This window comes from Paraburkholderia dinghuensis, from assembly GCF_003837865.1.
Classification (GTDB): domain Bacteria; phylum Pseudomonadota; class Gammaproteobacteria; order Burkholderiales; family Burkholderiaceae; genus Paraburkholderia; species Paraburkholderia dinghuensis.
Genome location: NZ_RQIS01000001.1, coordinates 424,778 through 449,665, shown reverse-complemented (window position 1 = coordinate 449,665; position 24,888 = coordinate 424,778). Strand labels below are relative to the sequence as shown.

The following is a 24,888-nucleotide window of genomic DNA, read 5'->3' as shown; positions in this document are numbered from 1 at the left end:
GCCGCCCTCAACCGCCAGGGCGCAAGATAATTGTAAAACTCGATGGTGCCTTGCCGTCCTTGTCGAGCGGCATCGGATCTGACTGCTGGACCGCGCGCAAAGCCGCGGCGTCCCACTGTGGATTGCCGCTGGAACGGGTGATGGTCGCATTGAGCAGCGTCCCGGTGGCCGCGCAACGCACCGCTACCACCGTTTCGAGACCTTCCGTCGAGCCGGGCCAGATGATGTGCTGGCGCACGAGGCGCTGCACCTTCTCCGCGTAACCCGACGAAGCTGCCGTACCGCCCGCGCCGCTACCCGTGCCACTCTTTGCGAGACCGTTGCCACCAGCGCTCTCGCCACCACCCGCGAGGCCTTGCATTTGCGCGATACGCGCGCGCCGTTCGGCGTCCATCTTCTTCGCCTGCGCGTCGGCTTGCGCCTTGGCTTTGGCCGCCTTATCGGCTTCGGCCTTCTTCTGCGCTTCGAGCTGCGCCTGCTTCTGATCTTCTTCCTGCTGCTGTTGCTTCTTCTGCGCTTCCAGTTGCTGTTGCTTGAGCTTCGCGGCCGCGGCCTGCTGTTCCTGCTGTTGCTTGAGCTTCGCCGCTTTCTGTTGCGCGGCGAGTTGCGCCGCCTGCTGGGCCGCGAGTTGCTGCTGGCGCTTCGCCTCGGCTTCTTGTTGCTGCTGCTGTTGCAGACGCTGCTGCTCGGCGAGCTGCGCCTGACGCGCGGCTTCCTGCTGCTTGCGCTTTTGCTGCTGTAGCGCGATGTCGGCTTCCTCTGACGGCTGCGGTGGGGCAGGGGCGACTGGCGCGGGCGGCGCCACTGGCCGTGGCGTCGACGTGTCCGGCACCTCGGTCCACAGTTCGGCTTCCGCGCCCGCCGGTGTGCTGTTCTGCCAGTGGATGCCGTGATACAGGAAGAATCCGAGCAGCACGTGCATCAGCACGGCAAGCAGAAAAGCACGTCCCGTGCCGCGATCACGCGGAGGCTGTACCGGATAGCTGGATTGCTTGCGGGTCATTGCGGTTTAACGAGCAGTCCGACGCGTTTGACGCCCTGTGCCTTCAGGTCGGACATCACGTTCATCACGGTCTCGTACTTGACGGACTTGTCGGCCGCGATCACGACCGGCTGGTCGGGATGGCTCTGCTCGCGCTGGGCGACGAAGCCGACGAGGTCGGCCCGCGTCATGTCTTCCTGCTGGCTGGCGCCGGAATCATCCTTGTAGCGTACGCTCAGATTTCCGTCAGCGCGAATGTTGACCACGACCGGTGGCGTTTGCTGCTGTGGCGCCGCGCCGCCGACAGTCGGCAGGTTGACGATCGACGGCGCGATCAGCGGCGCCGTGACCATGAAGATCACGAGCAGCACCAGCATCACGTCGATGTACGGCACGACGTTGATGTCGGCCATTGCGCGGCGCGAGCGGTTGCCGCGCATGCTCGATCGAACTGAGCCTCCCATCTCCGACTCCTTGAAGATTAGTGGGCCTGACGCTGCAGGATATTCGAGAACTCTTCGATGAACGTTTCGAAGCGAATCGCGAGGCGGTCGATGTCGTGCGCGTAGCTGTTGTAGGCGACGACAGCCGGAATCGCGGCGAAGAGACCGATGGCGGTTGCGGTGAGTGCTTCGGCGATGCCGGGCGCAACGTTCGCAAGCGTCGCCTGTTGCACGTTCGCGAGACCGCGGAATGCGTTCATGATCCCCCAGACGGTGCCGAAGAGACCGATATACGGGCTGACCGAACCCACCGATGCGAGGAACGACAGGTTGGCCTCAAGCGCGTCCATCTCGCGCTGGAACGCGGCCCGCATCGCGCGGCGCGCGCCGTCGAGCACGGCGTCCGGATTGTTCAGGCGCTTTTCTTTCGCCTTCAGGAATTCGCGCATGCCCGATTCGAAGATGCGTTCGAGCGCACCGATCGTGTGCCGGTTGTTCGCGGCGCTCTGATACAGGGCCTGCAGGTCGCCGCCGGACCAGAAATCGCGCTCGAAGCGCTCGGTTTGCGTGCGGGCGCGGCGAATCGCAAACCACTTGCGGAAGATAAAGGTCCACGAAATCACGGAGAGCAGCAGGAGCAGCCCCATTACCGCCTGAGCCAGCACACTCGCATTAAGAACGAGAGAAATGATCGAAAGATCTTGAGTTGAGTTCATATAGGTTCGTTGTAACGTCCCGCAAAGGGCGAGCGGCGGCTTGGCGTTGCGAGGCTTCCTGCGTGCAAGCGGGAATCCTCCGCGCGAGTGCGGTCGAACCCTGCTTGGTCCCAAATTGACTGGCGCGAGTTCACTGGCGTCGTATCAACGGAAATAACTGCGCGGCCGTTGACACGGCCGGTGCGTCGTTGCCCGGCCCACGGCGCAACGCGTCGTGCACGTGGTCCGGAATGGCGGCGGGGCGCATGGTGGCGCCTTCGACGCAGGCGACGCGAATGCTCCCTGTTGCGAGCAGCGTTTCGCCACGCCACGCTTCCTGCATGAAGTCGACCGACGCGCGGCCGAGCTTCTCAATCTTGCTGGTGATCGTCACGATGTCGTCGAGGCGGGCCGGCGCGCGATAGTCGATGGCCGTACTGCGCACGACGAAGAGCGCGCCGTTTTCCTCGGCGAGGCGGCGCTGGTCGACGCCGCACGCGCGCAGCCATTCGGTCCGCGCGCGCTCGAAGAATTTGAGATAGTTCGCGTAGAACACGATGCCGCCGGCGTCCGTGTCTTCGTAATAAACGCGAACCTGCCACGTAAAGTCCTGCGCGGACCCGGGCGGGGCCGCGCCCGTCTGACTGGTGGATCTTTCCATGCCGCGCATTCTACCGGAACGCGCTGGTGTACTGACTTTCGTCCACCTGACAGCGGAGGCCGGCCCGAAAGTCTTGATCCTGCCCTTTAGCCGCGATGGATGCTCAATCCGGCGAACGACTGCGCGACAGGCATCAGTTCGATCGTATTAATGTTCACATGCGCGGGACGCGTGGCGATCCAGTAGATCGAGTCGGCGATGTCCTCGGCGGTGAGCGGCTGGACGTCCTTGTAGACGTTGGCAGCCTTGGCGTCGTCGCCGCGATAACGCACGTTCGAAAACTCGGTGCCGCCGCACAGGCCCGGCTCGATGTCGGTCACGCGCAATGCCGTGCCCGCGAGATCGGCCCGCAGGTTCAGGCTGAACTGGCGCACGAAGGCCTTGGTTGCACCATAGACATTGCCGCCCGGATACGGCCAACGCCCGGCTACCGATCCGAGATTGAAAATGTGGCCACGGTTGCGAGCGATCATCCCGGGCAGGAACGCATGGGTGACCTGCACAAGGCCGGTGCAGTTGGTGTCGATCATGGTTTCCCATTCGTCGAGATCGGCTTTTTGCGCCGGTTCGACGCCGAGCGCGAGGCCGGCGTTGTTGACGAGGACGTCCACGGATCCAAATTCGGGCGGCAGCACGGCGGGAGTCGCTTCGACGGCGGCGCGGTCGCGCACGTCGAGCTCGATCGGCAGGAGTGCGTCACCTAATTCGGCGGCGAGTGCATCGAGACGATCCTTGCGGCGGGCGGTTGCGATGACGCGATGCCCGCCCTTCACGAAGGACCGGGCGATGGCGGCGCCAAAGCCCGCAGAGGCGCCGGTGACGAAGACAATCATGGTTGCTCCCAAATCGGTAGAAGGTGCAGAAAGGGTGAAGCCTACTTCCATTGACGCGCTGCGGCAAGGAAGCCGGCGAAGAACCGGGGCTGGAACCTCGGAAGCCCGACTGGACGAGGCTTCGCGCCGGCGGTTGCCTATTCCCGGCGCATCCAATACACTAACGCGCTCAATCCCTGCGTGACTGGCGATAGGGTTCCCGAATGGCAGAGCTGGCGGCAACTCCGACTGCACCAACTGCAGCGCCAACCGCAGCGGTATGTGCGCCGCAGGCCGGCACGGGAACTCAAGGTGGAACGACCCACCGTGAAGCGCAGGGTGCCGTTTTGCCGTTCGCCTGGGCAGCCGAGATTCGCGCGCTTCAATCTGCGCTGCATGGGCGATACCGCCCGTGGCTGTCCTGCCTCGCGTGTGCGGCACCGTCTTCCGCCACGTCAAGGCTGGCGATTTTGCCAAACGCGTTGCCGAATGTGTTACCAAACGCGTTTTCAGAATTGTTGCCAGCAGCGCCGCGTACCCGCTACGCGATTCGCGCGACCCCCGGTCAACCTGAACACACTTAACGGAAACCGTATGTTTGACAGAGCCGAAAGCACCATCGCCAAGGTCGATCCCGAACTCTGGAAAGTGATCGAACTCGAAAACCGCCGTCAGGAAGAGCACATCGAGCTGATCGCGTCGGAGAACTACACCAGCCCGGCCGTGATGGCCGCGCAGGGTTCGCAACTCACCAACAAGTACGCCGAAGGCTACCCCGGTAAGCGCTATTACGGCGGCTGCGAATACGTGGACATCGCGGAGCAGCTCGCGATCGACCGCGTAAAGGAACTGTTCGGCGCCGAAGCCGCGAACGTTCAGCCGAACTCGGGTTCGCAGGCGAACCAGGGCGTGTTCTTCGCCATGCTCAAGCCGGGCGACACGATCATGGGCATGAGCCTCGCGCATGGCGGCCACCTCACGCACGGTTCGCCGGTCAACATGTCGGGCAAGTGGTTCAACGTCGTGAGCTACGGCTTGAACGAAGCCGAGGACATCGACTACGACGCCGCCGAGCGACTGGCGCAAGAGCATAAGCCGAAGCTGATCGTGGCGGGTGCGTCGGCGTTCGCGCTGCGCATCGACTTCGAACGTTTCGCGAAGATCGCGAAGAGCGTGGGCGCGTACTTCATGGTCGACATGGCGCACTACGCTGGCCTCGTCGCTGCGGGCGTCTACCCGAATCCGGTTCCGCACGCCGACTTCGTCACGACGACTACGCACAAGAGCCTGCGCGGCCCGCGCGGCGGCGTGATCCTGATGAAGGCCGAATTCGAGAAGCAGATCAATTCGGCGATCTTCCCGGGCATTCAGGGCGGTCCGCTCATGCACGTGATCGCGGGCAAGGCCGTGGCATTCAAAGAAGCGCTTTCGCCGGAATTCAAGACCTACCAGCAGCAAGTGGTCGAAAACGCACGCGTGCTGGCGGAAACGCTCGTCAAGCGTGGCCTGCGCATTGTTTCGGGCCGTACCGAGAGCCACGTGATGCTGGTCGACCTGCGTGCGAAGAAGATCACCGGCAAGGCAGCGGAAGCCGCGCTGGGCGCCGCGCACATCACCGTCAACAAGAACGCCATTCCGAACGATCCGGAAAAGCCGTTTGTCACGAGCGGCATCCGTCTCGGTTCGCCGGCCATGACGACGCGTGGCTTCGGTGTGAAGGAAGCCGAGCAGGTGGGCAACCTGATCGCTGACGTGCTCGACAACCCGGAAGACGCCGCAACGATCGAGCGCGTGCGTGCCCAGGTGGCCGAGCTGACGACGCGCTTCCCGGTCTATCGCTGATCCTTCGGCCGATCGATCATGCGCTGCCCCTTTTGCCGGCACGAAGACACGCAGGTGGTGGACTCCCGCGTGTCCGAAGACGGCGCCGCGATCCGGCGCCGCCGCCGCTGTCCGGCCTGCGACAAGCGTTTCACGACGTATGAGCGGGTCGAACTGTCGATGCCGGCAGTCGTGAAGAAGGATGGCAGCCGCACGGAATTCGACCGCCGCAAGATCGCGGCCAGCATGCAACTGGCGCTGCGCAAGCGCCCGGTTGCCGCTGATGCGATCGACGCGGCGGTTGCCCGTATCGAATATCAATTGCTCGGCAGCGGTGAGCGCGAGGTGCGCAGCGAGCGCCTCGGGGAACTCGTGATGGCCGAGTTGCGCGAACTCGATATGGTCGCGTTCGTGCGATTTGCCTCCGTCTACCGGCGCTTCGAAGACGTCTCCGAATTCGAGGACGTGATCGGAGAATTCCGCCGTTCCAGCAGCGCCGGCACACCGCCGCGCAAACGCTGAGCCTGTCTGCATTTTTTTCTTCTCCCTTTCTCGCTGTTTTTCGTAACGCTTGCATTGTGGCGAGCGTGCGTCTTGCACACCACCTGGCCGTTCGGCTAATTGTTCCGACTGCGTTTCGCCGGTAGATTCACTGCAATCCCATCAAAATAAGGATTGCTGATGAAATGCGAAGGCTTTTCGCTCATCGAAATCATGGTCGTCGTGGTCCTGCTGGCCATCTGCGCGACGGTTTCGACGCCGGTTTTCGTAACGTGGCGCGTGCGCGACGAAGTGAACGCACGTGCCGACGCGCTACTCGTCACACTTGCCTACGCGCGTAATGAGGCCATTCGTCGAAAGACGCGCGTCACAGTTTGCCGCGTCGACACGGCAGGCAATTGTCTTGCGTCCGGTAAAGCGTGTCCGTCCGGTGCAGCCGACTGGTCGTGCGGGTGGGCCGTGACGGCCGAGGTCGCGGGAGCGCTCAGGCATTTGCGCGTGAAGCCGGCGCTCAACGAGGTCGGCGTGGCTTCGTCGTTGAGTGCTATCACGTTTACACCGCCAGCCGGTCAGGCAATTGGTGTGCTGCGCGACTTCGAGGTCGCGCCGCGCATGGTGAGCGCCGCTACGAGCGGGGCGGCGTGGCGCCGCTGTATTCGCGTCGCGGCCGGCGGGCGGGCGCGTATTAGCGACGGTGCATGCAAGGCGTCATCATGAGGCCGAGAGGATGCTTTCATGCCTGCGGTACGACGTTGCTTGAAGTCGCGATCGCGATGTCTGTCATGGCATTTTGCACGCTCGGGTTGATGAGTACGCAGCTTGCGCTCGGCCGCAACGCGCAGGCGGTAGCTGCGCGCGAACGGGCAGCATTCGCCGCCGATGCAATTGCGGAGGCTGCGAGCTTGTCCGGCGCCGAACTCGACGTATGGAAGGCGCGTGTCGTTACGATAGTGCCGGACGGTCTCGCGGGAATCTCGAACCTGGCGTCCGGTGTGTCAAATGCGACGGTATCGTGGACATTTACTGGTTTTTCGGTCGCGTCGGGCGTCGTCGTGCCGCCATCGACCTGTAATGGTGCGCCTCTCGCTTCCGGACGAGATTGCGTCGCACTGGCATTCGCTCGATGAAGCTGCGCCGCCCCATTCGCTTGAAGAGCGGCACCGGCCACACACTGCTCGAGTTGGTGATCGCGGTGGCCCTTGGCCTCGTCGTGGCAGCGGGAGCGGTGGCCGCATACCGTTCGCAGGTTCAGGCGTTCCGTCTTGCAACCGACGCCGCACGTATCCACGAAGCGGGCATGAACGCGCTGACGTTGCTGGGAGAGCAGATCCAGATCGCCGGATTCTCCCCGGCTGACGTCCCGCAAAGTCTCTCCGGCTCCGCGGTCTTCGGTTGCGCGGGGGGGCGTCCGACTGGCGCGGACACCAGTCTCACCTGCAAATCATTGTCGGGCCGGTCAGACGGCATCGCCGTGCGCTACGTGGGCGACACCGTCTCGACCTGGCCGTCGACTGGTGGCCTCGTCACCGATTGCCTCGGTCAGGCGGTCGGTGCAACGGGTGTCAACGTGGTCAACCGCTACCACGCCAAAGCGAGCGGTTCGACCGGTGAGCCGGAGCTGTATTGCGAAGGCTCGGGCAACGTCGGTACCGCGCAACCGCTCGTGGAGGGCGTCGAACTATTGCGCCTGCGTTACTGGCCGGCGAACGCCACGCAATCGGTGGACGCCTCGGTGCTGGCGGGCGAGCAGTGGTCGTCGGTGGTCGCCGTGGATCTGTGCGTCCAGGTGCGCGGCGCGCCGTTTCCTCGCAGCGTGAGCTATGTGGATTGCGACGGCGCGTCGAAGGCAGCAACCGATGGGCGCATGCGTCAGACGTTCTGGCGGCACATCACGCTGCGCAATCAGCAAGGTGAGTCATCTTGAGCAGCGTGCGTGGTCGCGGTCGTCGCCGCTGCGGGTCTTCGGTGCCGCGAGGCGTCGCGTTACCGGTCGTGCTGGTGATGGCGTCGATGATGCTGGTTACGTCGGCGGCATGGTTCGAGGCTTCGCTGCTGGAAGCTCGCAATGCGAGCATCATCGCCGATCACCTGGTGTCCTTCCACGCCGCAGACGCCGCGTTGTCGCTCTGCAGCCAGGCACTCGCTGAGGGTTCGATGGTCGCGCCATCGTTACCCGAGCAGCCCGGCGAACCCGATGGCTGGCGGCGCAAAGACACCTTCGAAGCACAAGCCGTCGCGCCGGTTGCCGCCTGGTCCGGCTCGGTCCGGCCACCGCAGTGTCTGATCGAGGCATGGCGTATCGACAGTCGTCCTGATGCACGCGCGTTCGTCGTTACGGCGCGCGGCTTCGGAGCGGACGACGACACGCAGAGCTGGCTGCAGGCCCAGGTCGTGTTCGTTGGTTCGCGCGTCGAAAAACACTGGCGGCGCGTCGTCGCGCGTCCGTTCTAAACAACGTTGGTGCGCAAAAGGAAAGCGATGAGAATCAGAGCCGCGGCATTCACCCTACTGGAACTCGCCATAACGCTGGCGGCTGTAGCGATCGTGGCGGCCTTTGCGACACCGGCCTACCGTAGCCAGATCGCGCGAGGTCATCGCATCGACGCCATGACAGCGCTCTATCGGGCGGCGCAGTTCGTCGATATGCAGACGCCCGCGGCCACGTCGCTGCCGTCCGGTATGGACCAGGCGCCGCCGACGGGCACGGCCGTCTATCGGCTCAGACTCTTGCCCGCGGACGAATCGAATGGCGGGTATGCGGTAGCCGCTTCACCGGTGGAGTCTGGTCCGATGTATGACGACGTGTGCGGCACTTTCACCCTGGATGCCACGGGGATACGAGGCAATATAACAACCAATGCGTCGGCGGACTCGACGGGCGACTGCTGGGGCGGTCGCTGAAAAGAACGGTGGGGCGTGTTTCAGTAGCCCTGATCGTCCGCCGTTTCGGTCGATTCGTTACGCGCGGGCTGGTTTTCCTCGCTCCGCGCTTGTTGCCACGTGCGCCAGACTTCCCACGCGGCGAATGCGAGGGCGCCCCACTTGATGATCGGGCGTGCCGCCGAGAAGACGCGGCCGCGCAGCGGCTTCGCGAGGATGAGGGAGACGAGCGAGCTCAGAAGCGGATATTGCGTGAGGAGATTGCCGAGTCCTGCGCCAAGGCCGCGGCCGCGCGAGCGGCCAAGGCCCGGTACTAGAAAGCGAAGCCAGTTAAAACGCGCGACGCTCTCACGCAACTCGATAATCGAAGCGGCCATCTCGGCGCGCTCCACGCCTGCTCGCACGATCAGCAACTCCTTGCGCAACGCGCGCAGTTGCGGTGTCGAGAGATCGCGGGAGCGCGGGCGGGCGGGGCGGAAGGCGGTATCCGGTCGGGGTCGGCTCATATTCTCGGATGGGCAGTAAGCGGTTCCGGGACTAGGGCTTGCGAAAGATCTCGCGATCCTTCTCGAACTCCTCCAGCGTCGCCTGGAACACCAGCGGAGCGTTGCGCAGTCCATTGCGCGCCTTCAGCGCGCAGAACAGCGCGGCGAGCGCATAAACGATCGTGATAATGGCGAGCGCCTGCCAGCGCCATGTGTCCCAGAAGGCGATCGCGATCAGCGCCGTCAGGGTGATCAGGGCCATCGACACGAGCATCATCGCCGCAAGGCCGAGGAACAGCACTCCCAACAGGCGGTCTTTCTCTTCGGCTAGCTCGACGCCGACCAGTTCCAGCCTGGTCTGCAGCATCGCGGACGCGGAGCCGAGCAGGCGGCGCAGTGCTCCATTTTCAGGTCGCGGCGATTGGGTATCTGTCGTCATGGCGAGAGCGGATTTCGCATGCGGATGCGTCAAGGAGTGCGGTCCGGCAAAGCGCGCCGGTCAACGGCCCCTGACGGACCTGGCGGCGCACGAGCGCGCTAGTGCCGCGCGGCCGGCCACGTCCATGCGACCGGTCGCGCCCACACGCTCGCTGGGCGCCCCGCGATGCAGTTACTTGCGGTTGATCAGGAGGCCGATCAGCACGCCAACACCCGCAGCGATACCGATCGACGTCCATGGATGCTCATGGACGTAGTCGTCGGTGGCACGGGCCGCTTTCTTGCCCTTCTCGACGACAACGACCTGAACGTCAGCCGCCTTTTCCTTGGCCTGCTTCAGGCGCGAAAGCGCCGTTTCGCGCAGTTCGGACGCACGCTCGCCGGTGGCGCTCGCAGCCTGCTTGAGCAGGTCCTCCGCGTCCGAGAGGACGGTTTTGATATCCGACATCAGCCTCTCCTTGTTGACTTCTGACATTGACTGGCTCCCTTCGTATCACGTTACGCGTGAATCGTAACAAAGAAACGGGTGCTGGCAAGCGCGACGCACCGCATTCATGGCATGCAAAGCGCGTGTTGCTTGTGCGCCGTCTTGCTGTAGGTCATCGCGATGCGTATCGCATGGTAAATCGCGGCCCTATCGAATGGAGTTGATCTGTCCCGTAAAGTTTCCGTCATTGCGTCCAAAATTACAAAAACACATAACGGTGTGAAACGATGTTCGTTTGTTCCGCGCCAGGTTTCCCGTATTCTTTTTTCAAAGTCCGCTTACTTTTCCGTGGACTGGCAGCGCTGCTGCGCAACAGTCTTTCATCCATTCAAGGACATTGAACATGAGTCTACGTCTTGGCGATTCCGCACCCGACTTCGAACAGGATTCGAGCATCGGCCCTATCAGGTTCCACGAATGGCTCGGAGACAGTTGGGGCGTTCTGTTCTCGCATCCCGCAGATTTCACGCCCGTTTGCACGACGGAACTCGGCTTGACCGCGAAGCTTAAAGACGAATTCGAGAAGCGTAACGTCCGGACGATCGCCCTTTCGGTCGATACGGCCGAATCGCACAACGAGTGGATCAAGGACATCAACGAGACGCAGGCCGCGAGCGTCGGCTTTCCGATTCTGGCGGATCGCGACCGGAAGGTGTCGTCGCTTTACGACATGATCCACCCAAACGCCAACGAGACGCTCACAGTGCGCTCACTCTTCGTGATCGATCCGAAGAAAAAGGTGCGGCTCATCATCACCTATCCGGCCAGCACGGGCCGCAACTTCGACGAAGTACTGCGCGTGATCGACTCGCTGCAACTCACTGATAACCATCAGGTCGCCACGCCGGCCAACTGGAAGCAGGGGGACGACGTCGTGATCGTGCCGTCGTTGAAGGATGAAGAGCTCATCCGCGAAAAATTCCCGAAGGGATACAAGGCGCTGCGTCCGTATTTGCGCCTCACGCCGCAGCCGAACAAGTAAGGCGTTAGTCCGCCCGGTTTGCACAAACAAAAAGCGCCGCACGATGTGCGGCGCTTTCGCAATACGACAGATTCAAACGCTCGGTGATCAGAAGAACGCCTGAATGCCCGTCTGCGCGCGGCCGAGGATCAGCGCGTGGATGTCGTGCGTACCCTCGTAGGTGTTGACGACTTCGAGGTTCACGAGGTGACGCGCGACGCCGAATTCATCGGAGATACCGTTGCCACCCAGCATGTCACGTGCGAGACGGGCGATGTCGAGTGACTTGCCGCACGAGTTGCGCTTCATGATCGACGTGATCTCGACGGCGGCCGTGCCTTCGTCCTTCATACGGCCAAGGCGCAGGCACCCTTGCAGGGCGAGCGTGATTTCCGTCTGCATGTCGGCGAGCTTTTTCTGGATCAACTGGTTCGCGGCGAGCGGACGGCCGAACTGCTTGCGGTCCAGCACGTACTGGCGCGCGGTGTGCCAGCAGGACTCAGCCGCACCGAGTGCACCCCAGGCGATGCCGTAGCGCGCCGAGTTCAGGCACGTGAACGGACCGCGCAGGCCCTTCACGCCCGGCATGATGTTCTCTTCCGGGACGAACACTTCGTCGAGCACGATTTCGCCGGTGATCGACGCACGCAGACCCACCTTGCCGTGGATCGCCGGCGCCGACAGACCCTTCCAGCCCTTCTCGAGAATGAAACCGCGGATATCGTCCTTGCCGTCCTCTTCGAGTTTGGCCCAGACGACAAACACATCGGCGATCGGCGAATTCGTGATCCACATCTTCGAGCCCGAGAGCGAGAAGCCGCCGTTCACCTTCTTCGCGCGCGTGACCATGCTGCCCGGGTCGGAGCCGTGGTTCGGCTCGGTGAGGCCGAAGCAGCCGATCCACTCGCCGCTCGCGAGCTTCGGCAGGTACTTCTGCTTCTGCGCTTCCGAACCGAATTCGTAGATCGGCACCATCACGAGCGACGACTGCACGGACATCATCGAGCGATAGCCCGAGTCCACGCGCTCGACTTCGCGTGCGATCAGGCCGTAGCTCACGTAGTTGAGGCCCGGGCCGCCGTACTGCTCGGGAATCGTCGGGCCGAGCAGGCCCACTTCGCCCATTTCGCGGAAGATCGACGCATCGGTCTTCTCGTGACGGAATGCTTCCAGCACACGCGGTGCGAGCTTGTCCTGCGAATAGGCGGCGGCGGCGTCGCGCACCATGCGTTCGTCTTCGGTGAGCTGCTGGTCGAGCAGCAGCGGATCTTCCCAATGGAACTGGGCGTGTTGGGCCATGGCGTCTCTCCTCGGAATGGCAAATCTGGTACTTGACGGAAGTTCCGCTATGCGGAACAATGTTTTGCAAGTTGACTCCAGTGTACCACTCACCCGCCTATGTCTGTATCTGGATTGCCCTTATATGCTGCGCCGCAGCCCGATGGTGCGATCGACGAGCGCAAGTTCGTGGTCGCGCTCGCGCGTGGCCTGGAACTACTGCGCGCGTTCCGCCCCGGCGAGACGCTGCTCGGTAACCGCGATTTCGTCGAGCGCACCGGCCTGCCAAAGGCGACCGTGAACCGGCTCGCCTACACGCTGACGGTGCTCGGTTATCTGCGCTTCGATGAATCGCTCGGTAAGTACGCGCTCGATGCAGGCGTGCTCTCGATCGGTTTCACGATGCTGTCCGGGACCGATATTCTCGAACTCGCGCGTCCGCATCTGCGAGCGTTCGCGCGCGAGGTGGGGGCGGCGGTGTCGCTCGGCTGCCGCGACGGGCTCGACATGGTCTATCTGGAAACGATCCGCAGCGAGACGGCGCTTACGCTCGGTCTTGCATCGGGCTCAAGGCTTTCGATGCTCACGAGCTCGATGGGGCGCGCATACCTTGCGGTCCTGCCGCTGGATACCCGGACGGCGCTGATGGCCGAACTGGAAAAGGCGGCGGGGGAAGACGGCCCGGCGCTGGTAGCGGCCACGAGGCGCGAGATCGAGACGTTCGGGAAAGAGGGCTGTTGCTATTCGTTTCGCGACTGGCACGACGACGTCAACGCGGTAGCGGTGCCGTTTCGCGAGCCGCGCGAGCGCCGCTGGCTTGTGTTGAGCTGCAGTGGGCCGGCGTCGTCGATGGGGCCGGACCTGTTTCGCCAGCGCGTCGCGCCGCTGCTCAAGGCGCTCGCGCGGCGGTTGGGGGAGACAGTCTGACCGGCCTGCGTGTAGCCTGGATGTTGCGGCAGTGGTAACGCGAAAAAAAAGCCGGGACGCTATTGCGCGCCCCGGCTTTTTTGCAGCTTGCGTGCGGAATGTCGCTTACTTTCCGCGCTGACGGCGCGCGTTTTCGGCAATACGCATACGCAGTGCGTTGAGCTTGATGAAGCCGCCGGCGTCGGCCTGGTTGTAGGCGCCGCCGTCGTCGTCGAAGGTCGCGATGGTCTTGTCGAACAGCGTGTCCTTCGAGTCGCGCGAGACGACCGAGACGCTGCCCTTGTACAGTTTCACGCGCACCCAGCCGTTGACGTTCTGCTGCGTGTGGTCGATCAGCACCTGGATTGCACGGCGCTCCGGGCTCCACCAGTAGCCGTTGTAAATCAGCGCGGCGTAGCGGGCGAGCAGGTCGTCCTTCAGGTGGGCGACTTCGCGGTCGAGCGTGATCGATTCGATGCCGCGGTGTGCCTTGAGCATGATGGTTCCGCCCGGCGTTTCATAGCAGCCGCGCGACTTCATGCCGACGTAGCGGTTCTCGACCAGATCGAGACGGCCGATGCCGTGCTTGCTGCCGAGGCGGTTCAGTTCGGTCAGCGCCTCAGCCGGCGTGACGCGCTTGCCGTTGATCGCGACCGGGTCGCCGTGCTCGTACTCGATATCGATGTACTCGGGCGCATCCGGCGCCTTTTCCGGCGACACAGTCCAGCGCCACATCTCTTCCTCGGCTTCCGCCTTCGGGTCTTCGAGGTGGCGACCTTCGAACGAGATATGCAGCAGGTTCGCGTCCATCGAGTACGGCGCGCCGCCCTGGCGGTGCTTCATGTCGATCGGAATGCCGGCCGCTTCAGCGTAGGCGAGCAGTTTTTCGCGCGACAGCAGATCCCACTCGCGCCACGGGGCGATCACCTTGATGCCCGGCTCGAGTGCGTAGTAGCCGAGTTCGAAGCGCACCTGGTCGTTGCCCTTGCCGGTCGCGCCGTGCGAGACGGCCTGCGCGCCGGTCTGGCGGGCGATTTCGATCTGGCGCTTGGCGATCAGCGGACGTGCGATCGACGTGCCGAGCAGGTATTCGCCTTCGTACAGCGCGTTGGCGCGGAACATCGGGAACACGAAATCGCGGACGAATTCTTCGCGCAGGTCGTCGATGAAGATGTTTTCCGGCTTGATGCCGAGCAGTTCCGCTTTCTTGCGGGCCGGTTCGAGTTCTTCACCCTGGCCGATGTCGGCGGTGAAGGTGACGACTTCAGCGTCGTAGTTGTCCTGCAGCCACTTCAGGATGACGGAGGTGTCGAGGCCGCCGGAGTAGGCGAGCACGACTTTTTTAATATCGCTCATGGTGAATCCGTAACGGGTGAAATCGGTGCGCGCGAGCGGCCCCGACGCGCGAAAAACAATATTTTGACACCAAACGGGCGACACGCCGCGTTTTCGCGGCGGCGTGCCGCGCGTCGGATCAGTGGTTCAGGCGGCCGAGCAGCAGGAATTCCATCAGCGCTTTCTGAACGTGCAAGCGGTTTTCCGCCTCGTCCCAGACCACGCTCTGCGGCCCGTCGATCACTTCTGCGGTCACTTCCTCGCCGCGGTGCGCGGGCAGGCAGTGCATGAAGAGCGCATCGGGCTTGCCGCGCGCCATCATCTCGGCGTCCACGCACCAGTCGGCGAACGCCTTCTTGCGGGCTTCGTTCTCGGCTTCGAAGCCCATGCTGGTCCAGACGTCCGTCGTGACGAGGTCGGCGCCGTCGCAGGCCTCGTCCGGATCGTCGAAAACCTGGAAGAACGGCTGGCTCCCAGGCGCGACGAGCGCCGGATCGATCTGATAGCCCTGCGGCGTGGAGACGCGCAATTTGAAGTCGAGAATTTGCGCTGCCTCGATCCACGTGTAGAGCATGTTGTTCGCGTCGCCGATCCAGGCGACGGTCTTCCCGCGGATCGGCCCGCGGTGCTCGTAGTACGTGAAGATGTCGGCCAGCACCTGGCAGGGGTGATACTCGTTCGTCAGGCCATTGATGACCGGTACGCGCGAATTCTCCGCGAAACGCGTGAGGATGTCCTGACCGAACGTCCGGATCATGATGATGTCGACCATGCGCGAGATGACCTGCGCCGCGTCCTCGATGGGCTCGCCGCGGCCGAGTTGCGTGTCGCGGGTGCTCATGAATACCGCGTGCCCGCCGAGCTGGAAGATGCCGGCTTCGAACGACAAGCGCGTGCGCGTCGAGTTCTTCTCGAAGATCATCGCGAGCGTGCGGTCGTGCAGCGGATGGTACGTCTCGTAGTTCTTGAATTTGCGCTTGAGGATGCGGGCACGCTCGAGCACATATTCATATTCGTCAAGAGAGAAATCCTTGAACTGCAGGTAATGGCGTATGGTGCGGGAGGTCATGAAACGAAAACGGCGCCGGATCCGGCCTCAGAACTGCAGGATCAGGCCGGCGACGCCGCTGCGGTTGGTGGTAAGTCAATGCAGCATAAAGGATTTTGCGCATTTTGACGAGTCGCCCGAAGGGCGGGCGACGCTCTCGCCACGCAAGGGAAGAGCATGGATCGCGCTGGGGCGACGGCGCGCTCGGGGCGCATCCGGGGTCCGTCCGGGGTTTGTCCGCCTTGTCCGGTATGCCCTGTGTGCAGTGCGGAATAACCCCAGGTACGCTATAATCGACGAGTTTTCTTTCAGGCACGACAGCGAGCCCGGCGGATATAAAAGGCGGCTCGCGACAGCGGCTCGTACTATGGCTGGCAGTGCGCTGCAAACCCGATTATCGCGATTTGCGGTGCTGCGCGAGTCCTCGTGTGCAGGCGGCCGCTCCCTGTCCATCGGACTGTAATCGCACGCGAGGTCGCAAGGCCAGTGGCCGGCAACCCGTGTCCCGCCGGGGTAACGCACGAGATGGCAACGACCGCGCAAGTGTGCCGCCGTTTCGTGCTGCAGTGCAGCGTGCAGTCACACAGGTACAGTACATGGCCGACGAAGCCCCAACCGAATACTTCATTCAAGGCATCACCACGAGCGGGAAGAAATTTCGTCCCAGCGACTGGTCCGAGCGCCTGGCGGGCGTGATGGCGAATTTCGGACCCAAGGCTGCGATGAATGCGCGCGGGCCGAACGCCTACCTGCGTTACTCGCTGTATGTCAGGCCGACGATGATCGGCGATCTCAAATGCGTGGTGCTCGACTCCCGCCTCAAGGAAGTGGAGCCGATGGCGTTCAATTTCGTACTGAACTTCGCGAAGGACAACGACCTTGTCGTGACCGAGGCATGCGAACTCCCGCCCGACCATGCGGCGCGCAAGGGGAGTGGCGGTTGAGCGCGTAGCGCGTCACTGCACCCCTGGCCTGCCAGAATGACCCGCTACGGCGGGTTTTTTTGCGTCTGCGCCGGACGGTTTCGCGCGCAACAACAAGCAAACAACACGCAACCGAACAACACGCAACCACGAGCAGCAACAAAAAAACCCGCCGAAGCGGGTTCTCATGAGGCGCAGCGGAAACAGGAGGCAGCCCGCCGAAGCGGGCCAGCCGGGATTTACTGCGCGGCCTGCATCGCCTTGAGGGCGGCAGAGAGGCGGCTCTTCTGGCGAGCGGCTTTGTTCTTGTGAACGATCTTCTTGTCGGCGATGATGTCGAGCGTCTTTGCCGAGGCCTTGAAGATTTCAGCGGCCGCAGCCTTGTCGCCGGCGTCGATGGCCTTGCGAACAGCCTTGATGGCGGTGCGGAACTTCGAGCGCAGCGCCGAGTTGTGCGAGTTTGCCTTCGCGGCCTGACGGGCGCGCTTGCGTGCTTGTGCGGAGTTAGCCATTACGGTTCCTTATCCTGATCCTGTTTCTAGAGCCTGCCCGCTGACGATCTGTCAACTTGGGCGGCGCTGCTTGCCTTGATCCGAGCTCCCGGAAAGCGTTCTGTCCGGAAGCGCAAAACGTGTTCGACCGGGTTTGCCGGACGTGCCTGCCGGGTGTGCCTTGTGTACCTTGCGGTAGTCCGTGGGCACAACGGCTGCCTTTGCGGCGACTTTGCGGATGAGGGCGCCCGTCCATGAGACTACATGAGGATGGGACCACACCCGAAGGCGTTTATTCGATACCGCGTTGCCTTCAAAGGCGAAGTGAGCTTCGAAACTCGCGATTATAGCAACGAAATCAGGGAGGTGGCAACCCGAACCGGTCAGGTGAGGCATGGACGACAGACGGGTAGCACGAATGGGCAAACGAAAACGCCCGGTGCATTGCGCGCAGCACATGTAAGCGTGTCCCCGTCGGCCACTTCGGTAAGAAAAACGGGGCACGATCTAATTGACCTTGGGACTGCTGGCGATCAAACGCCGTCCCATGCGCGTGGTCAGGCCTGGTCAGAATTGCCGATTCGGCCGACAAACTGTTACCGATCCGAAGCAACGGTGGGTCACGCACCACCCGTATAATAAGCGCCCCATGAATCTATTCCGAGCCTTGCTGACCGTCAGCGGCTTCACGCTGCTGTCGCGCGTGACCGGACTGGCCCGTGAAACGCTGATCGCGCGTGCGTTCGGCGCGAGCCAGTTTACGGACGCCTTCTACGTCGCGTTCCGCATCCCGAACCTGTTGCGCCGGATTTCGGCCGAAGGCGCATTTTCGCAGGCCTTCGTACCGATCCTTGCTGAGTTCAAGAACCAGAAAGGCCACGACGCGACGCGTGATCTCGTCGATGCGATGTCAACGGTGCTTGCCTGGGCGCTCGCCGTTCTTTCAGTGCTCGGTATCATCGGGGCATCGTTCGTCGTGACGGTGGTCGCGTCGGGCCTGAAGGGCCACGGCGAGGCGTTCCCGCTCGCCGTCGTGATGACGCGCATCATGTTCCCTTACATCGTGTTCATCTCGCTGACGTCGCTCGCGTCCGGCGTGCTGAATACGTACCGGCAGTTCTCGTTGCCGGCGTTCGCACCGGTCCTGCTCAACGTCGCGTTCATCGTCGCGGCCGTGGCCTTCGCGCCGCACATGAAGCAACCCGTGTATGCGCTCGCGTGGGCCGTGATCGTTGGCGGCGTGCTTCAGTTCCTCGTGCAACTGCCGGGCCTCAAGCGCATCGACATGACACCGCGCATCGGCTGGAATCCGGTCAAGGCGCTCGCGCACCGCGGCGTGAAGCGCGTGCTCGCGAAGATGGTGCCCGCGATGTTCGCCGTCTCCGTCGCGCAGATCAGCCTCATCATCAATACCAACATCGCATCGCGCCTCGGCGCGGGTGCCGTTTCGTGGATCAACTTCGCCGACCGGCTCATGGAGTTTCCGACCGCGCTGCTCGGCGTCGCGCTCGGTACCATCCTGCTGCCGAGCCTCTCGAAGGCTCACGTCGATGCCGATACGCACGAATACTCGGCGCTGCTCGACTGGGGTCTGCGCGTGACGTTTCTGCTGGCAGCGCCCTCGGCGATCGCGCTCTTTTTCTTCGCCGAGCCGCTTACCGCGACGCTTTTCCACTACGGCAAGTTCGATGCGAACTCGGTCGTGATGGTGGGGCGCGCGCTTGCCGCTTACGGCGTCGGGCTAGTCGGCCTCATTCTCATCAAGATCCTCGCGCCCGGATTCTACGCGCGCCAGGACATCAAAACGCCTGTGAAGATCGGTGGGGCCGTGCTCGTCGCCACCCAAGTCAGCAACTACATCTTCGTGCCGATTTTCTCGCACGCGGGTCTTACCCTTTCGGTCGGGCTCGGCGCGTGCATGAACGCGCTGCTGCTATTCATCGGCCTGCGTCGACGCGGAATTTATATGCCGTCGTCGGGTTGGGCGATGTTCTTCGTGCAGCTGTTCGGGGCATGCCTCGTGCTGGCGGGCGCGATGCACTGGTGCTCGCTCAACTACGACTGGATCGGCCTGCGTCACCAGCCACTCGCGCGCATTGCGCTGCTCGGCGCCTGCCTCGTGCTGTTCGCGGCGCTATATTTCGGTATGCTCTGGCTCATGGGTTTCAAATACGCGTACTTCAAGAGGCGAGCGAAGTGAACACGATTACCACGCGGGTGCTCGACTATTTCAGCACCCTCGTTGCCGAGGACGACAGCCTGCCTCTGACGGAAGCTGCCCTCGCGATCGCGCAGGACGCATACCCCGACCTCGATCTCCAAGCTACGCTCGCCGAAATCGACGAACTGGCCCTGCGCGTGCGCCGTCGCGTTCCCGAGGGTGCGGACGTGCGCGAGCGGATCGCGATCCTGACGCATTGCTTCTTCCGCGAGTTCGGCTTCGCCGCGAACCTCAACGACTACTACGACCCCGACAACAGCTATCTGAACGCGGTGCTCAAGCGCCGGCGCGGCATTCCGATTTCGCTTGCGGTGCTCTACCTGGAGCTCGCCGGGCAACTCGGTCTGCCGGTGCAGGGCGTAGCGTTTCCGGGACATTTTCTGCTGCGCGCGACGCTGCCCGACGGCGACGCGATGCTCGACCCCACAACGGGCCGCACGCTTTCCGAATCGGACATGGTCGAGATGCTCGAGCCTTATGTGGCGAAGGCGGGCGATTCGGTCGCGCGGGCGCTGCGCATGCTGCTCGAACCGGCGACGCGCCGCGAGATCGTCGCACGCATGCTGCGCAACCTGAAGTCGATCTACGTGCAGACGGAGCGCTGGCAGCGCCTGCTCGCCATCCAGCAGCGGCTCGTGATTCTTTTGCCGTACAGCGTCGAGGAAGTGCGCGACCGCGGCTTCGCCTATGCGCGGCTGGACTACCTGCGCCCGGCGCTCGAAGATCTCGAACAGTACCTCGACGAGCGCCCCGACGCGGACGACGCCGAAGTCGTCGAATCGCAATTGCAGGAGTTGCGTCAGCGAACGCTCGACAACGAGCAGGGGTGACGCGACGTTGCGCATCGCATTGCGCTAGTGAAAAAAACCCGCGACGTGTCGCGGGCTTTTTACATGGACGACGGCCACCGCGGCGCGGCGGCATACCGTGCCGTCACTTCGGCTGCATGCGGATCGCGCCGTCGAGCCGGATCACCTCGCCGTTGAGCATCGGATTCTCGACGATCTGCTTCACGAGCATCGCATACTCGGCGGGTTTGCCGAGGCGCGACGGGAACGGCACCATCGCACCGAGGGCGTCCTGCACTTCCTGGGGCATGCCGAGCAGCATCGGCGTTTCGAAGATACCGGGCGCAATCGTCATCACGCGGATCCCGCTTCTCGAGAGATCGCGCGCGATCGGCAGTGTCATGCCGACGACGCCGCCCTTCGACGCCGCATAGGCCGCCTGGCCGATCTGGCCGTCGTAGGCCGCAACCGACGCCGTATTGACGATGACGCCGCGCTCACCGCCGTCCGCGGGCGCGCTTTGGGCGATCGCGGCGGCCGCGAGGCGGATCATGTTGAACGTGCCGATCAGGTTGACCGAGATGGTCTTTGCGAATACGGCGAGCGGATGCGGGCCGTCCTTGCCGATGGTCTTCACGGCCGGTGCGATACCCGCGCAGTTGACGAGACCGCGCAGGGTGCCGAGTGCCGTCGCTGCCGCAACAGCTTGCGCGCCATCGTCCTCGCTCGCGACATTGCACTTCACGAACACGCCGCCCAGTTCCTTCGCGAGCGCCTGACCGGCTTCTTCATTCAGGTCGGCGATGACGGGCTTGCCGCCTTCGGCCGCGACGAGGCGTGCGGTCGCCGCACCGAGGCCCGACGCGCCGCCGGTGATGAGGAATACGTTGTCACGGATCTGCATGTTTCTCCTCCATCCATTCGTTATGGTCGTCGTGCGGGCGGCATGCACGGAAAACGGGCCGCCCGGCATCGCGCTTGTGGCGCGACGCCGGCCGGCCCGCAGGCAAACCAGCAAGATCCGAGCAAGGCCGGCTAAAGCTTATCCGGGGAAGCCGGCGAGGCCGGTTTTCCCCGGCTGACCGGCGTGAGATAGCGGCTTACTTGAGTGCGTCGAACACGCGCGAGCGGATTTCGTCGACGGTGCCGAGACCCGAGATCGCGCGGTACTGCGGCGCCTTCAGGCCATTCTCTTCACCGCGCTTCGCCCAGTCGCCGTAGTAGTCGACGAGCGGGCGCGTCTGTGCGTCATAGACGTCGAGGCGCCTGCGCACGGTCTCTTCCTTGTCGTCCTCGCGCTGGACGAGCGGCTCGCCCGTCACGTCGTCCTTCATCGCCTCTTTCGGCGGATTGAACTTGACGTGGTAGGTGCGGCCCGATGCCGGGTGAGTGCGGCGGCCGCTCATGCGCGTGATGATCTCGTCGAACGGCACGTCGATTTCCAGCACGTAGTCGATTGCGACACCGGCCTGTTTCATGGCTTCCGCTTGCGGCAGCGTGCGCGGGAAGCCGTCGAACAGGTAGCCGTTCTTGCAGTCCGGTTCCTTCAGGCGTTCCTTCACGAGATTGATGATCAGCTCGTCGGTCACGAGCTCGCCCGCGTCCATGAAGCGCTTGGCTTCGATGCCGAGCGGCGTGCCCGCCTTCACGGCCGCGCGAAGCATGTCGCCGGTCGAGATTTGCGGAATGCCGAACTTCTCCTTGATGAAGTTTGCCTGGGTTCCCTTGCCAGCGCCGGGTGCGCCCAACAGGATCAAACGCATGTGCTCAATCTCCAATCTGTGTGAATTTTTGCGGCGCGGCGTGCCCCGTGTGGGCACCATCGGTGGCGTCGTGCGTCTTCTTTCCCGTTCGCCTGGAACACCGCTGACGGCCGGGCCGTCGCGGTGACAACACGCCCCGCGCAGCAGCATCCGCGGCTTTGGTCGCGGTTGGCGCAGCAGGGCGAAATCGGCGAAAAGTGGGGAGAACCCCGACGCACAAAGGCTCTAGACGGCTCGCGCAATCAATTGATTATGCCATGGGATTTTGGGACCACGGCCGGAATTAAGGACGGAATAGCGCCTGAACGCGTGCCAGATCCGCCGGCGTGTCGACGCCCGGCGCGGGCGCCGTTGCCGTCACCAGCACGGCGATGCGCTCGCCATGCCACATCGCGCGCAGTTGTTCGAGGGCCTCGACCGCTTCAATTGGCGACTGTTCGAGCGACGGATAGCTGCGCAGGAATTTCGCGCGATACGCGTACAGCCCGATGTGACGATAAACGGTCGCGGGAGCGGGCGGTGCCGGCATCGCAGCCAGATCGAGGCGCGCCGGCGACCAGTGCGGCAGCCATGCGTCGCGTGCCCACGGAATCGGCGCGCGCGAAAAGTAGAGCGCCACGCCGCGCGCGTCAAGGACGACCTTCACCACGTTTGGGCTGAAGATTTCTTCCGGTGCCGTGATCGGATGCGCGGCCGTCGCGATCGCGCATTCGGGGTGCGCAGCAAGGTGCGACGCAACGTCGCACACGAGCAACGGATCGATCAGTGGTTCGTCGCCCTGCACGTTGACGACGATCGTGTCGTCGCTAAAGCCGTACTTCGCCGCGACTTCGGCGAGGCGATCGGTGCCGGACGGATGGTCGGCGCGCGTGAGCACCGCCTCGAAGCCGTGTTCGCGCGCGGCATCGAGCACGCTCTGTGCGTCGGAGGCGATCAGCACCTGTTGTGCGCCCGAGGCACGTGCACGCTCGGCAACGCGAACCACCATCGGCTTGCCGCCGATGTCGGCGAGCGGTTTGTTCGGCAGCCGCGTGGACGCGAGACGCGCCGGAACCACGGCGATGAAGGGTTGCACAGGTGCGGTCATGACCAGTTCGGGGGAAGGCGAAAAACGAAAGCGCTGCGCGGGTGCGCCACGACGTGGCGCACCCGGGCGCCCGCCGCGGCACAGGCCGCCGGCACTCAGGCGGCGCTGGGGCCAGCCGGATCGACCGGCGTACCTTCGACGGTCTGTCGCGCCTCGTCCACGAGCATTACGGGGATGCCGTCGCGGATCGGGTAGGCGAGCTTGTCGGCGTGACAGATCAGCTCCTGCGCGGCGCGGTCATAGCTGAGCGGGCCCTTGCAGATCGGGCAGACCAGGATTTCAAGCAGACGGGCGTCCACGGAGTTTCTCCACAACCAGGGTAATAAGGCGGTGATCGAGCGCGGCTTCCACGGGGACGACCCAGATGCGCGCGTCGTTCAGGGTCCCCAATTTTACTGCATCCTTCTCCGTGACCAGGATCGCGTCGGCTTTGATGTCGGCGAACGGGCTCGTCGTGAATGCGTAGTGATCGGGCAGCGGCAGCGTTTGGGGCGCGAGTCCGGCGCCACGCAGCGTCGCGAAAAAGCGTTCCGGCGAGCCGATGCCGGCTGCCGCCACGAGGCGTTGCTCACGCTGGCCAGGCTCGGTTGCGAACTGCGCGAGCGGACGGCGCAGGCCGGGATTGGCCAGATGCCAGGCGTCGCCGGGTTCGAGCTTCAATGCGAACGTATTGGGCCAGGGCGGCAGCCGGCGCTCGAACGGATTGTTGATCAGCGTGGCGTCGCGGCGGCGCGAGAGCGGTTCGCGCAGCGGCCCGGCGGGCAGCAGGAATCCATTGCCGCCAAGCCGGTGATCGAAGACCACGAGCTCGACGTCGCGCACAAGGCGGTAGTGCTGGAGTCCGTCATCGCTGACGATTACGTCGACGTCGCTGTGCGCCGCGCACAGCGCCTGGGCGGCGGCGACGCGATCGGGCGAAACCCACACGGGCGCGCCGGTGCGGCGGGCGATGAGCAGCGGTTCGTCGCCGGCGAGGCGCGCGGGTGTGGCCGACGTGACCGGCGTGGGCCGTTCGACCTTCGCGCCATAGCCGCGCGAAACGACGCCCGGCGTGAAGCCGGCAGCGCGCAGCCCTTCGACTAGCGCGATCACCGTGGGTGTCTTGCCGGTGCCGCCCACGGTTACGTTCCCGACGACGACGACCGGCACGCTCACGCGCACCGTCTTGAGCCAGCCGCGCGAGTATGCGGCGCGGCGCGCGGCGCTCACGGCGGCGAATACGGCTGCGATCGGCGTGAGCGCCCAGGCGAGCGGGCCGCGCCGCTGCCACTCGTGCGCGAGCCGGCTTTCGATGCGCGAAGCGAGGCCGCTCATCGGCGCGTGGACCGGTGCGTGCGCGAGACGCCTTGTGCGGGCGTCGCGCCTGCAAGCAGGACGGGCAGGGCTGGCATCGGGCGGTTCTCCGGATCGTGGATTCGTGAGCGGGCAGGACGGGCAGGGGCGGCGCGCAAATACGGCAGCAATTTCGCAGATACGCTGCCGTCAGGTCTCGCCAGCAGCCGCTGCGAGGTCACCGGCCAACGTGAACCTGGCACTCTAACGCGTGTGCCAGCCGCGCGGCAAGCCACCTGGCCGGTTTGTGCTGCTTGCCTCGCGCGAGATCAGGTGCGCGATTGCCTGTGGATAACTTTGTGGGTAAATGCCCGCCCGGAAGGCTGGAAGCCGCATTCGCGCTGCATTCCATCGGTGGGAATAGTAAGTCTGCATAAAAAAATATCAATAAAATCAATAATATGCAATGAATTCTCGACGTTTCGAGGGCTTCACCCCCCGTCCCGTCAACTGACTCAGACGATGTGGACACTTCGCTGCGCTTGCCTGAACGAGCAGTTTGTGCTGGACGCCGCCACGCCGATCGGTCTATCGTCTGTCCGGCCTGGTT

The 24,888-nt window shown here is 63.8% G+C and carries 29 protein-coding genes and 1 riboswitch; of the genes, 12 read left to right on the top strand and 17 right to left on the bottom strand.

Annotation, left to right across the window (positions count from 1 at the left end; all coding sequences use genetic code 11):
- Nucleotides 1-7 precede the first annotated feature (7 nt).
- From tolA to ydfG, 5 genes are all read right to left on the bottom strand, one after another.
- Entirely contained in the window at nt 8-1,003 is a 996-nt protein-coding gene (gene tolA / locus D1Y85_RS02100) for a cell envelope integrity protein TolA (RefSeq protein ID WP_124149350.1), read from the bottom strand.
- On the bottom strand, nt 1,000-1,446 hold the full coding sequence (gene tolR, locus D1Y85_RS02095; protein WP_124149349.1) for a protein TolR: 447 nt from the start codon (nt 1,444-1,446) through the stop codon (nt 1,000-1,002). Before tolR ends, tolA begins: the two co-directional genes overlap by 4 nt.
- 17 nt (nt 1,447-1,463) lie before the next feature.
- The gene (gene tolQ / locus D1Y85_RS02090; RefSeq protein WP_124149348.1) at nt 1,464-2,141 is read right to left on the bottom strand and encodes a protein TolQ; all 678 of its coding nucleotides are present in this window, start codon (nt 2,139-2,141) and stop codon (nt 1,464-1,466) included.
- 130 nt (nt 2,142-2,271) lie between these two features.
- The gene (ybgC, locus tag D1Y85_RS02085; protein ID WP_124149347.1) at nt 2,272-2,790 is read right to left on the bottom strand and encodes a tol-pal system-associated acyl-CoA thioesterase; all 519 of its coding nucleotides are present in this window, start codon (nt 2,788-2,790) and stop codon (nt 2,272-2,274) included.
- 77 nt (nt 2,791-2,867) lie between these two features.
- Complete coding sequence (gene ydfG / locus D1Y85_RS02080; protein ID WP_124149539.1) at nt 2,868-3,614, bottom strand: bifunctional NADP-dependent 3-hydroxy acid dehydrogenase/3-hydroxypropionate dehydrogenase YdfG; 747 nt, start codon at nt 3,612-3,614, stop codon at nt 2,868-2,870.
- Between the two features lie 170 nt (nt 3,615-3,784).
- A riboswitch (ZMP/ZTP riboswitch) is annotated at nt 3,785-3,964 on the top strand.
- Nucleotides 3,965-4,187: 223 nt separating this feature from the next.
- Between ydfG and glyA the strand changes: the two genes are divergently transcribed.
- The 7 genes from glyA to D1Y85_RS02045 all read left to right on the top strand — a co-directional run bounded on the left by glyA (nt 4,188) and on the right by D1Y85_RS02045 (nt 8,816).
- Nucleotides 4,188-5,435, top strand: coding sequence for a serine hydroxymethyltransferase (gene glyA, locus D1Y85_RS02075; protein ID WP_124149346.1), 1,248 nt, complete (start codon nt 4,188-4,190; stop codon nt 5,433-5,435).
- A gap of 18 nt (nt 5,436-5,453) precedes the next feature.
- Nucleotides 5,454-5,936, top strand: a complete 483-nt coding sequence (nrdR, locus tag D1Y85_RS02070) for a transcriptional regulator NrdR (RefSeq protein WP_124149345.1) — start codon at nt 5,454-5,456, stop codon at nt 5,934-5,936.
- Nucleotides 5,937-6,095: 159 nt separating this feature from the next.
- Nucleotides 6,096-6,632 carry a GspH/FimT family pseudopilin gene (locus tag D1Y85_RS02065; protein WP_124149344.1) on the top strand — a complete coding sequence of 179 codons (537 nt, stop codon included), beginning with the start codon at nt 6,096-6,098 and terminating at the stop codon, nt 6,630-6,632.
- Nucleotides 6,629-7,042, top strand: coding sequence for a hypothetical protein (locus D1Y85_RS02060; protein WP_124149343.1), 414 nt, complete (start codon nt 6,629-6,631; stop codon nt 7,040-7,042). The genes D1Y85_RS02065 and D1Y85_RS02060 overlap by 4 nt, the downstream gene beginning before the upstream one ends.
- Nucleotides 7,039-7,839, top strand: a complete 801-nt coding sequence (locus D1Y85_RS02055; protein ID WP_124149342.1) for a PilW family protein — start codon at nt 7,039-7,041, stop codon at nt 7,837-7,839. The genes D1Y85_RS02060 and D1Y85_RS02055 overlap by 4 nt, the downstream gene beginning before the upstream one ends.
- Nucleotides 7,840-7,844: 5 nt before the next feature.
- Nucleotides 7,845-8,366, top strand: coding sequence for a pilus assembly PilX family protein (locus D1Y85_RS02050; protein WP_124149538.1), 522 nt, complete (start codon nt 7,845-7,847; stop codon nt 8,364-8,366).
- Between the two features lie 27 nt (nt 8,367-8,393).
- On the top strand, nt 8,394-8,816 hold the full coding sequence (locus tag D1Y85_RS02045) for a type IV pilin protein (protein ID WP_124149341.1): 423 nt from the start codon (nt 8,394-8,396) through the stop codon (nt 8,814-8,816).
- Nucleotides 8,817-8,836: 20 nt separating this feature from the next.
- On the opposite strand, the gene D1Y85_RS02040 is transcribed toward D1Y85_RS02045, so the two are convergent.
- The 3 genes from D1Y85_RS02040 to D1Y85_RS02030 form a co-directional block, all read right to left on the bottom strand.
- Entirely contained in the window at nt 8,837-9,301 is a 465-nt protein-coding gene (locus D1Y85_RS02040) for a DUF3318 domain-containing protein (RefSeq protein WP_124149340.1), read from the bottom strand.
- 31 nt (nt 9,302-9,332) lie between these two features.
- Nucleotides 9,333-9,719, bottom strand: coding sequence for a phage holin family protein (locus D1Y85_RS02035; protein ID WP_124149537.1), 387 nt, complete (start codon nt 9,717-9,719; stop codon nt 9,333-9,335).
- 171 nt (nt 9,720-9,890) lie between these two features.
- The gene (locus D1Y85_RS02030; RefSeq protein WP_124149339.1) at nt 9,891-10,193 is read right to left on the bottom strand and encodes an ElaB/YgaM/YqjD family protein; all 303 of its coding nucleotides are present in this window, start codon (nt 10,191-10,193) and stop codon (nt 9,891-9,893) included.
- Nucleotides 10,194-10,548: 355 nt separating this feature from the next.
- Here D1Y85_RS02030 and D1Y85_RS02025 point away from each other — a divergent pair, with 355 nt between their 5' ends.
- Complete coding sequence (locus D1Y85_RS02025; protein ID WP_124149338.1) at nt 10,549-11,187, top strand: peroxiredoxin; 639 nt, start codon at nt 10,549-10,551, stop codon at nt 11,185-11,187.
- Between the two features lie 87 nt (nt 11,188-11,274).
- On the opposite strand, the gene D1Y85_RS02020 is transcribed toward D1Y85_RS02025, so the two are convergent.
- A complete protein-coding gene (locus D1Y85_RS02020) occupies nt 11,275-12,465 on the bottom strand; it encodes an acyl-CoA dehydrogenase (RefSeq protein WP_124149337.1) in 1,191 nt (396 codons plus the stop codon).
- 99 nt (nt 12,466-12,564) lie between these two features.
- Between D1Y85_RS02020 and D1Y85_RS02015 the strand changes: the two genes are divergently transcribed.
- On the top strand, nt 12,565-13,371 hold the full coding sequence (locus tag D1Y85_RS02015) for an IclR family transcriptional regulator (protein ID WP_124149336.1): 807 nt from the start codon (nt 12,565-12,567) through the stop codon (nt 13,369-13,371).
- Between the two features lie 105 nt (nt 13,372-13,476).
- Here the strand turns inward: D1Y85_RS02015 and D1Y85_RS02010 are convergent, their stop codons facing one another.
- Together D1Y85_RS02010 and argF are read right to left on the bottom strand one after the other, a co-directional pair.
- Entirely contained in the window at nt 13,477-14,706 is a 1,230-nt protein-coding gene (locus tag D1Y85_RS02010; protein WP_124149335.1) for an argininosuccinate synthase, read from the bottom strand.
- Between the two features lie 118 nt (nt 14,707-14,824).
- Nucleotides 14,825-15,754 (bottom strand): ornithine carbamoyltransferase, encoded by a 930-nt coding sequence (gene argF / locus D1Y85_RS02005; protein ID WP_124149334.1) that lies wholly within the window; start codon nt 15,752-15,754, stop codon nt 14,825-14,827.
- Nucleotides 15,755-16,329: 575 nt separating this feature from the next.
- Here argF and D1Y85_RS02000 point away from each other — a divergent pair.
- Nucleotides 16,330-16,677, top strand: coding sequence for a DUF3579 domain-containing protein (locus D1Y85_RS02000; RefSeq protein WP_124149333.1), 348 nt, complete (start codon nt 16,330-16,332; stop codon nt 16,675-16,677).
- A 218-nt stretch (nt 16,678-16,895) separates the two neighbouring features.
- On the opposite strand, the gene rpsT is transcribed toward D1Y85_RS02000, so the two are convergent.
- Entirely contained in the window at nt 16,896-17,168 is a 273-nt protein-coding gene (rpsT, locus tag D1Y85_RS01995; protein ID WP_124149332.1) for a 30S ribosomal protein S20, read from the bottom strand.
- A 628-nt stretch (nt 17,169-17,796) separates the two neighbouring features.
- On the opposite strand from rpsT, the gene murJ reads away from it, so the two are divergent.
- Nucleotides 17,797-19,347: a murein biosynthesis integral membrane protein MurJ gene (murJ, locus tag D1Y85_RS01990; RefSeq protein WP_124149331.1), complete on the top strand. Its 1,551-nt coding sequence runs from the start codon at nt 17,797-17,799 to the stop codon at nt 19,345-19,347.
- Complete coding sequence (locus tag D1Y85_RS01985) at nt 19,344-20,198, top strand: SirB1 family protein (protein ID WP_246024736.1); 855 nt, start codon at nt 19,344-19,346, stop codon at nt 20,196-20,198. Before murJ ends, D1Y85_RS01985 begins: the two co-directional genes overlap by 4 nt.
- Before the next feature lie 103 nt (nt 20,199-20,301).
- On the opposite strand, the gene D1Y85_RS01980 is transcribed toward D1Y85_RS01985, so the two are convergent.
- From D1Y85_RS01980 to lpxK, 5 genes are all read right to left on the bottom strand, one after another.
- A complete protein-coding gene (locus tag D1Y85_RS01980; protein ID WP_124149330.1) occupies nt 20,302-21,060 on the bottom strand; it encodes an SDR family NAD(P)-dependent oxidoreductase in 759 nt (252 codons plus the stop codon).
- Between the two features lie 196 nt (nt 21,061-21,256).
- On the bottom strand, nt 21,257-21,919 hold the full coding sequence (adk, locus tag D1Y85_RS01975) for an adenylate kinase (protein WP_124149329.1): 663 nt from the start codon (nt 21,917-21,919) through the stop codon (nt 21,257-21,259).
- Nucleotides 21,920-22,202: 283 nt separating this feature from the next.
- Nucleotides 22,203-23,006, bottom strand: coding sequence for a 3-deoxy-manno-octulosonate cytidylyltransferase (gene kdsB, locus D1Y85_RS01970; RefSeq protein ID WP_124149328.1), 804 nt, complete (start codon nt 23,004-23,006; stop codon nt 22,203-22,205).
- A gap of 95 nt (nt 23,007-23,101) precedes the next feature.
- Nucleotides 23,102-23,305 carry a Trm112 family protein gene (locus D1Y85_RS01965; RefSeq protein ID WP_124149327.1) on the bottom strand — a complete coding sequence of 68 codons (204 nt, stop codon included), beginning with the start codon at nt 23,303-23,305 and terminating at the stop codon, nt 23,102-23,104.
- The gene (gene lpxK / locus D1Y85_RS01960; protein ID WP_124149326.1) at nt 23,286-24,320 is read right to left on the bottom strand and encodes a tetraacyldisaccharide 4'-kinase; all 1,035 of its coding nucleotides are present in this window, start codon (nt 24,318-24,320) and stop codon (nt 23,286-23,288) included. The genes D1Y85_RS01965 and lpxK overlap by 20 nt, the downstream gene beginning before the upstream one ends.
- Nucleotides 24,321-24,888: the final 568 nt, after the last annotated feature.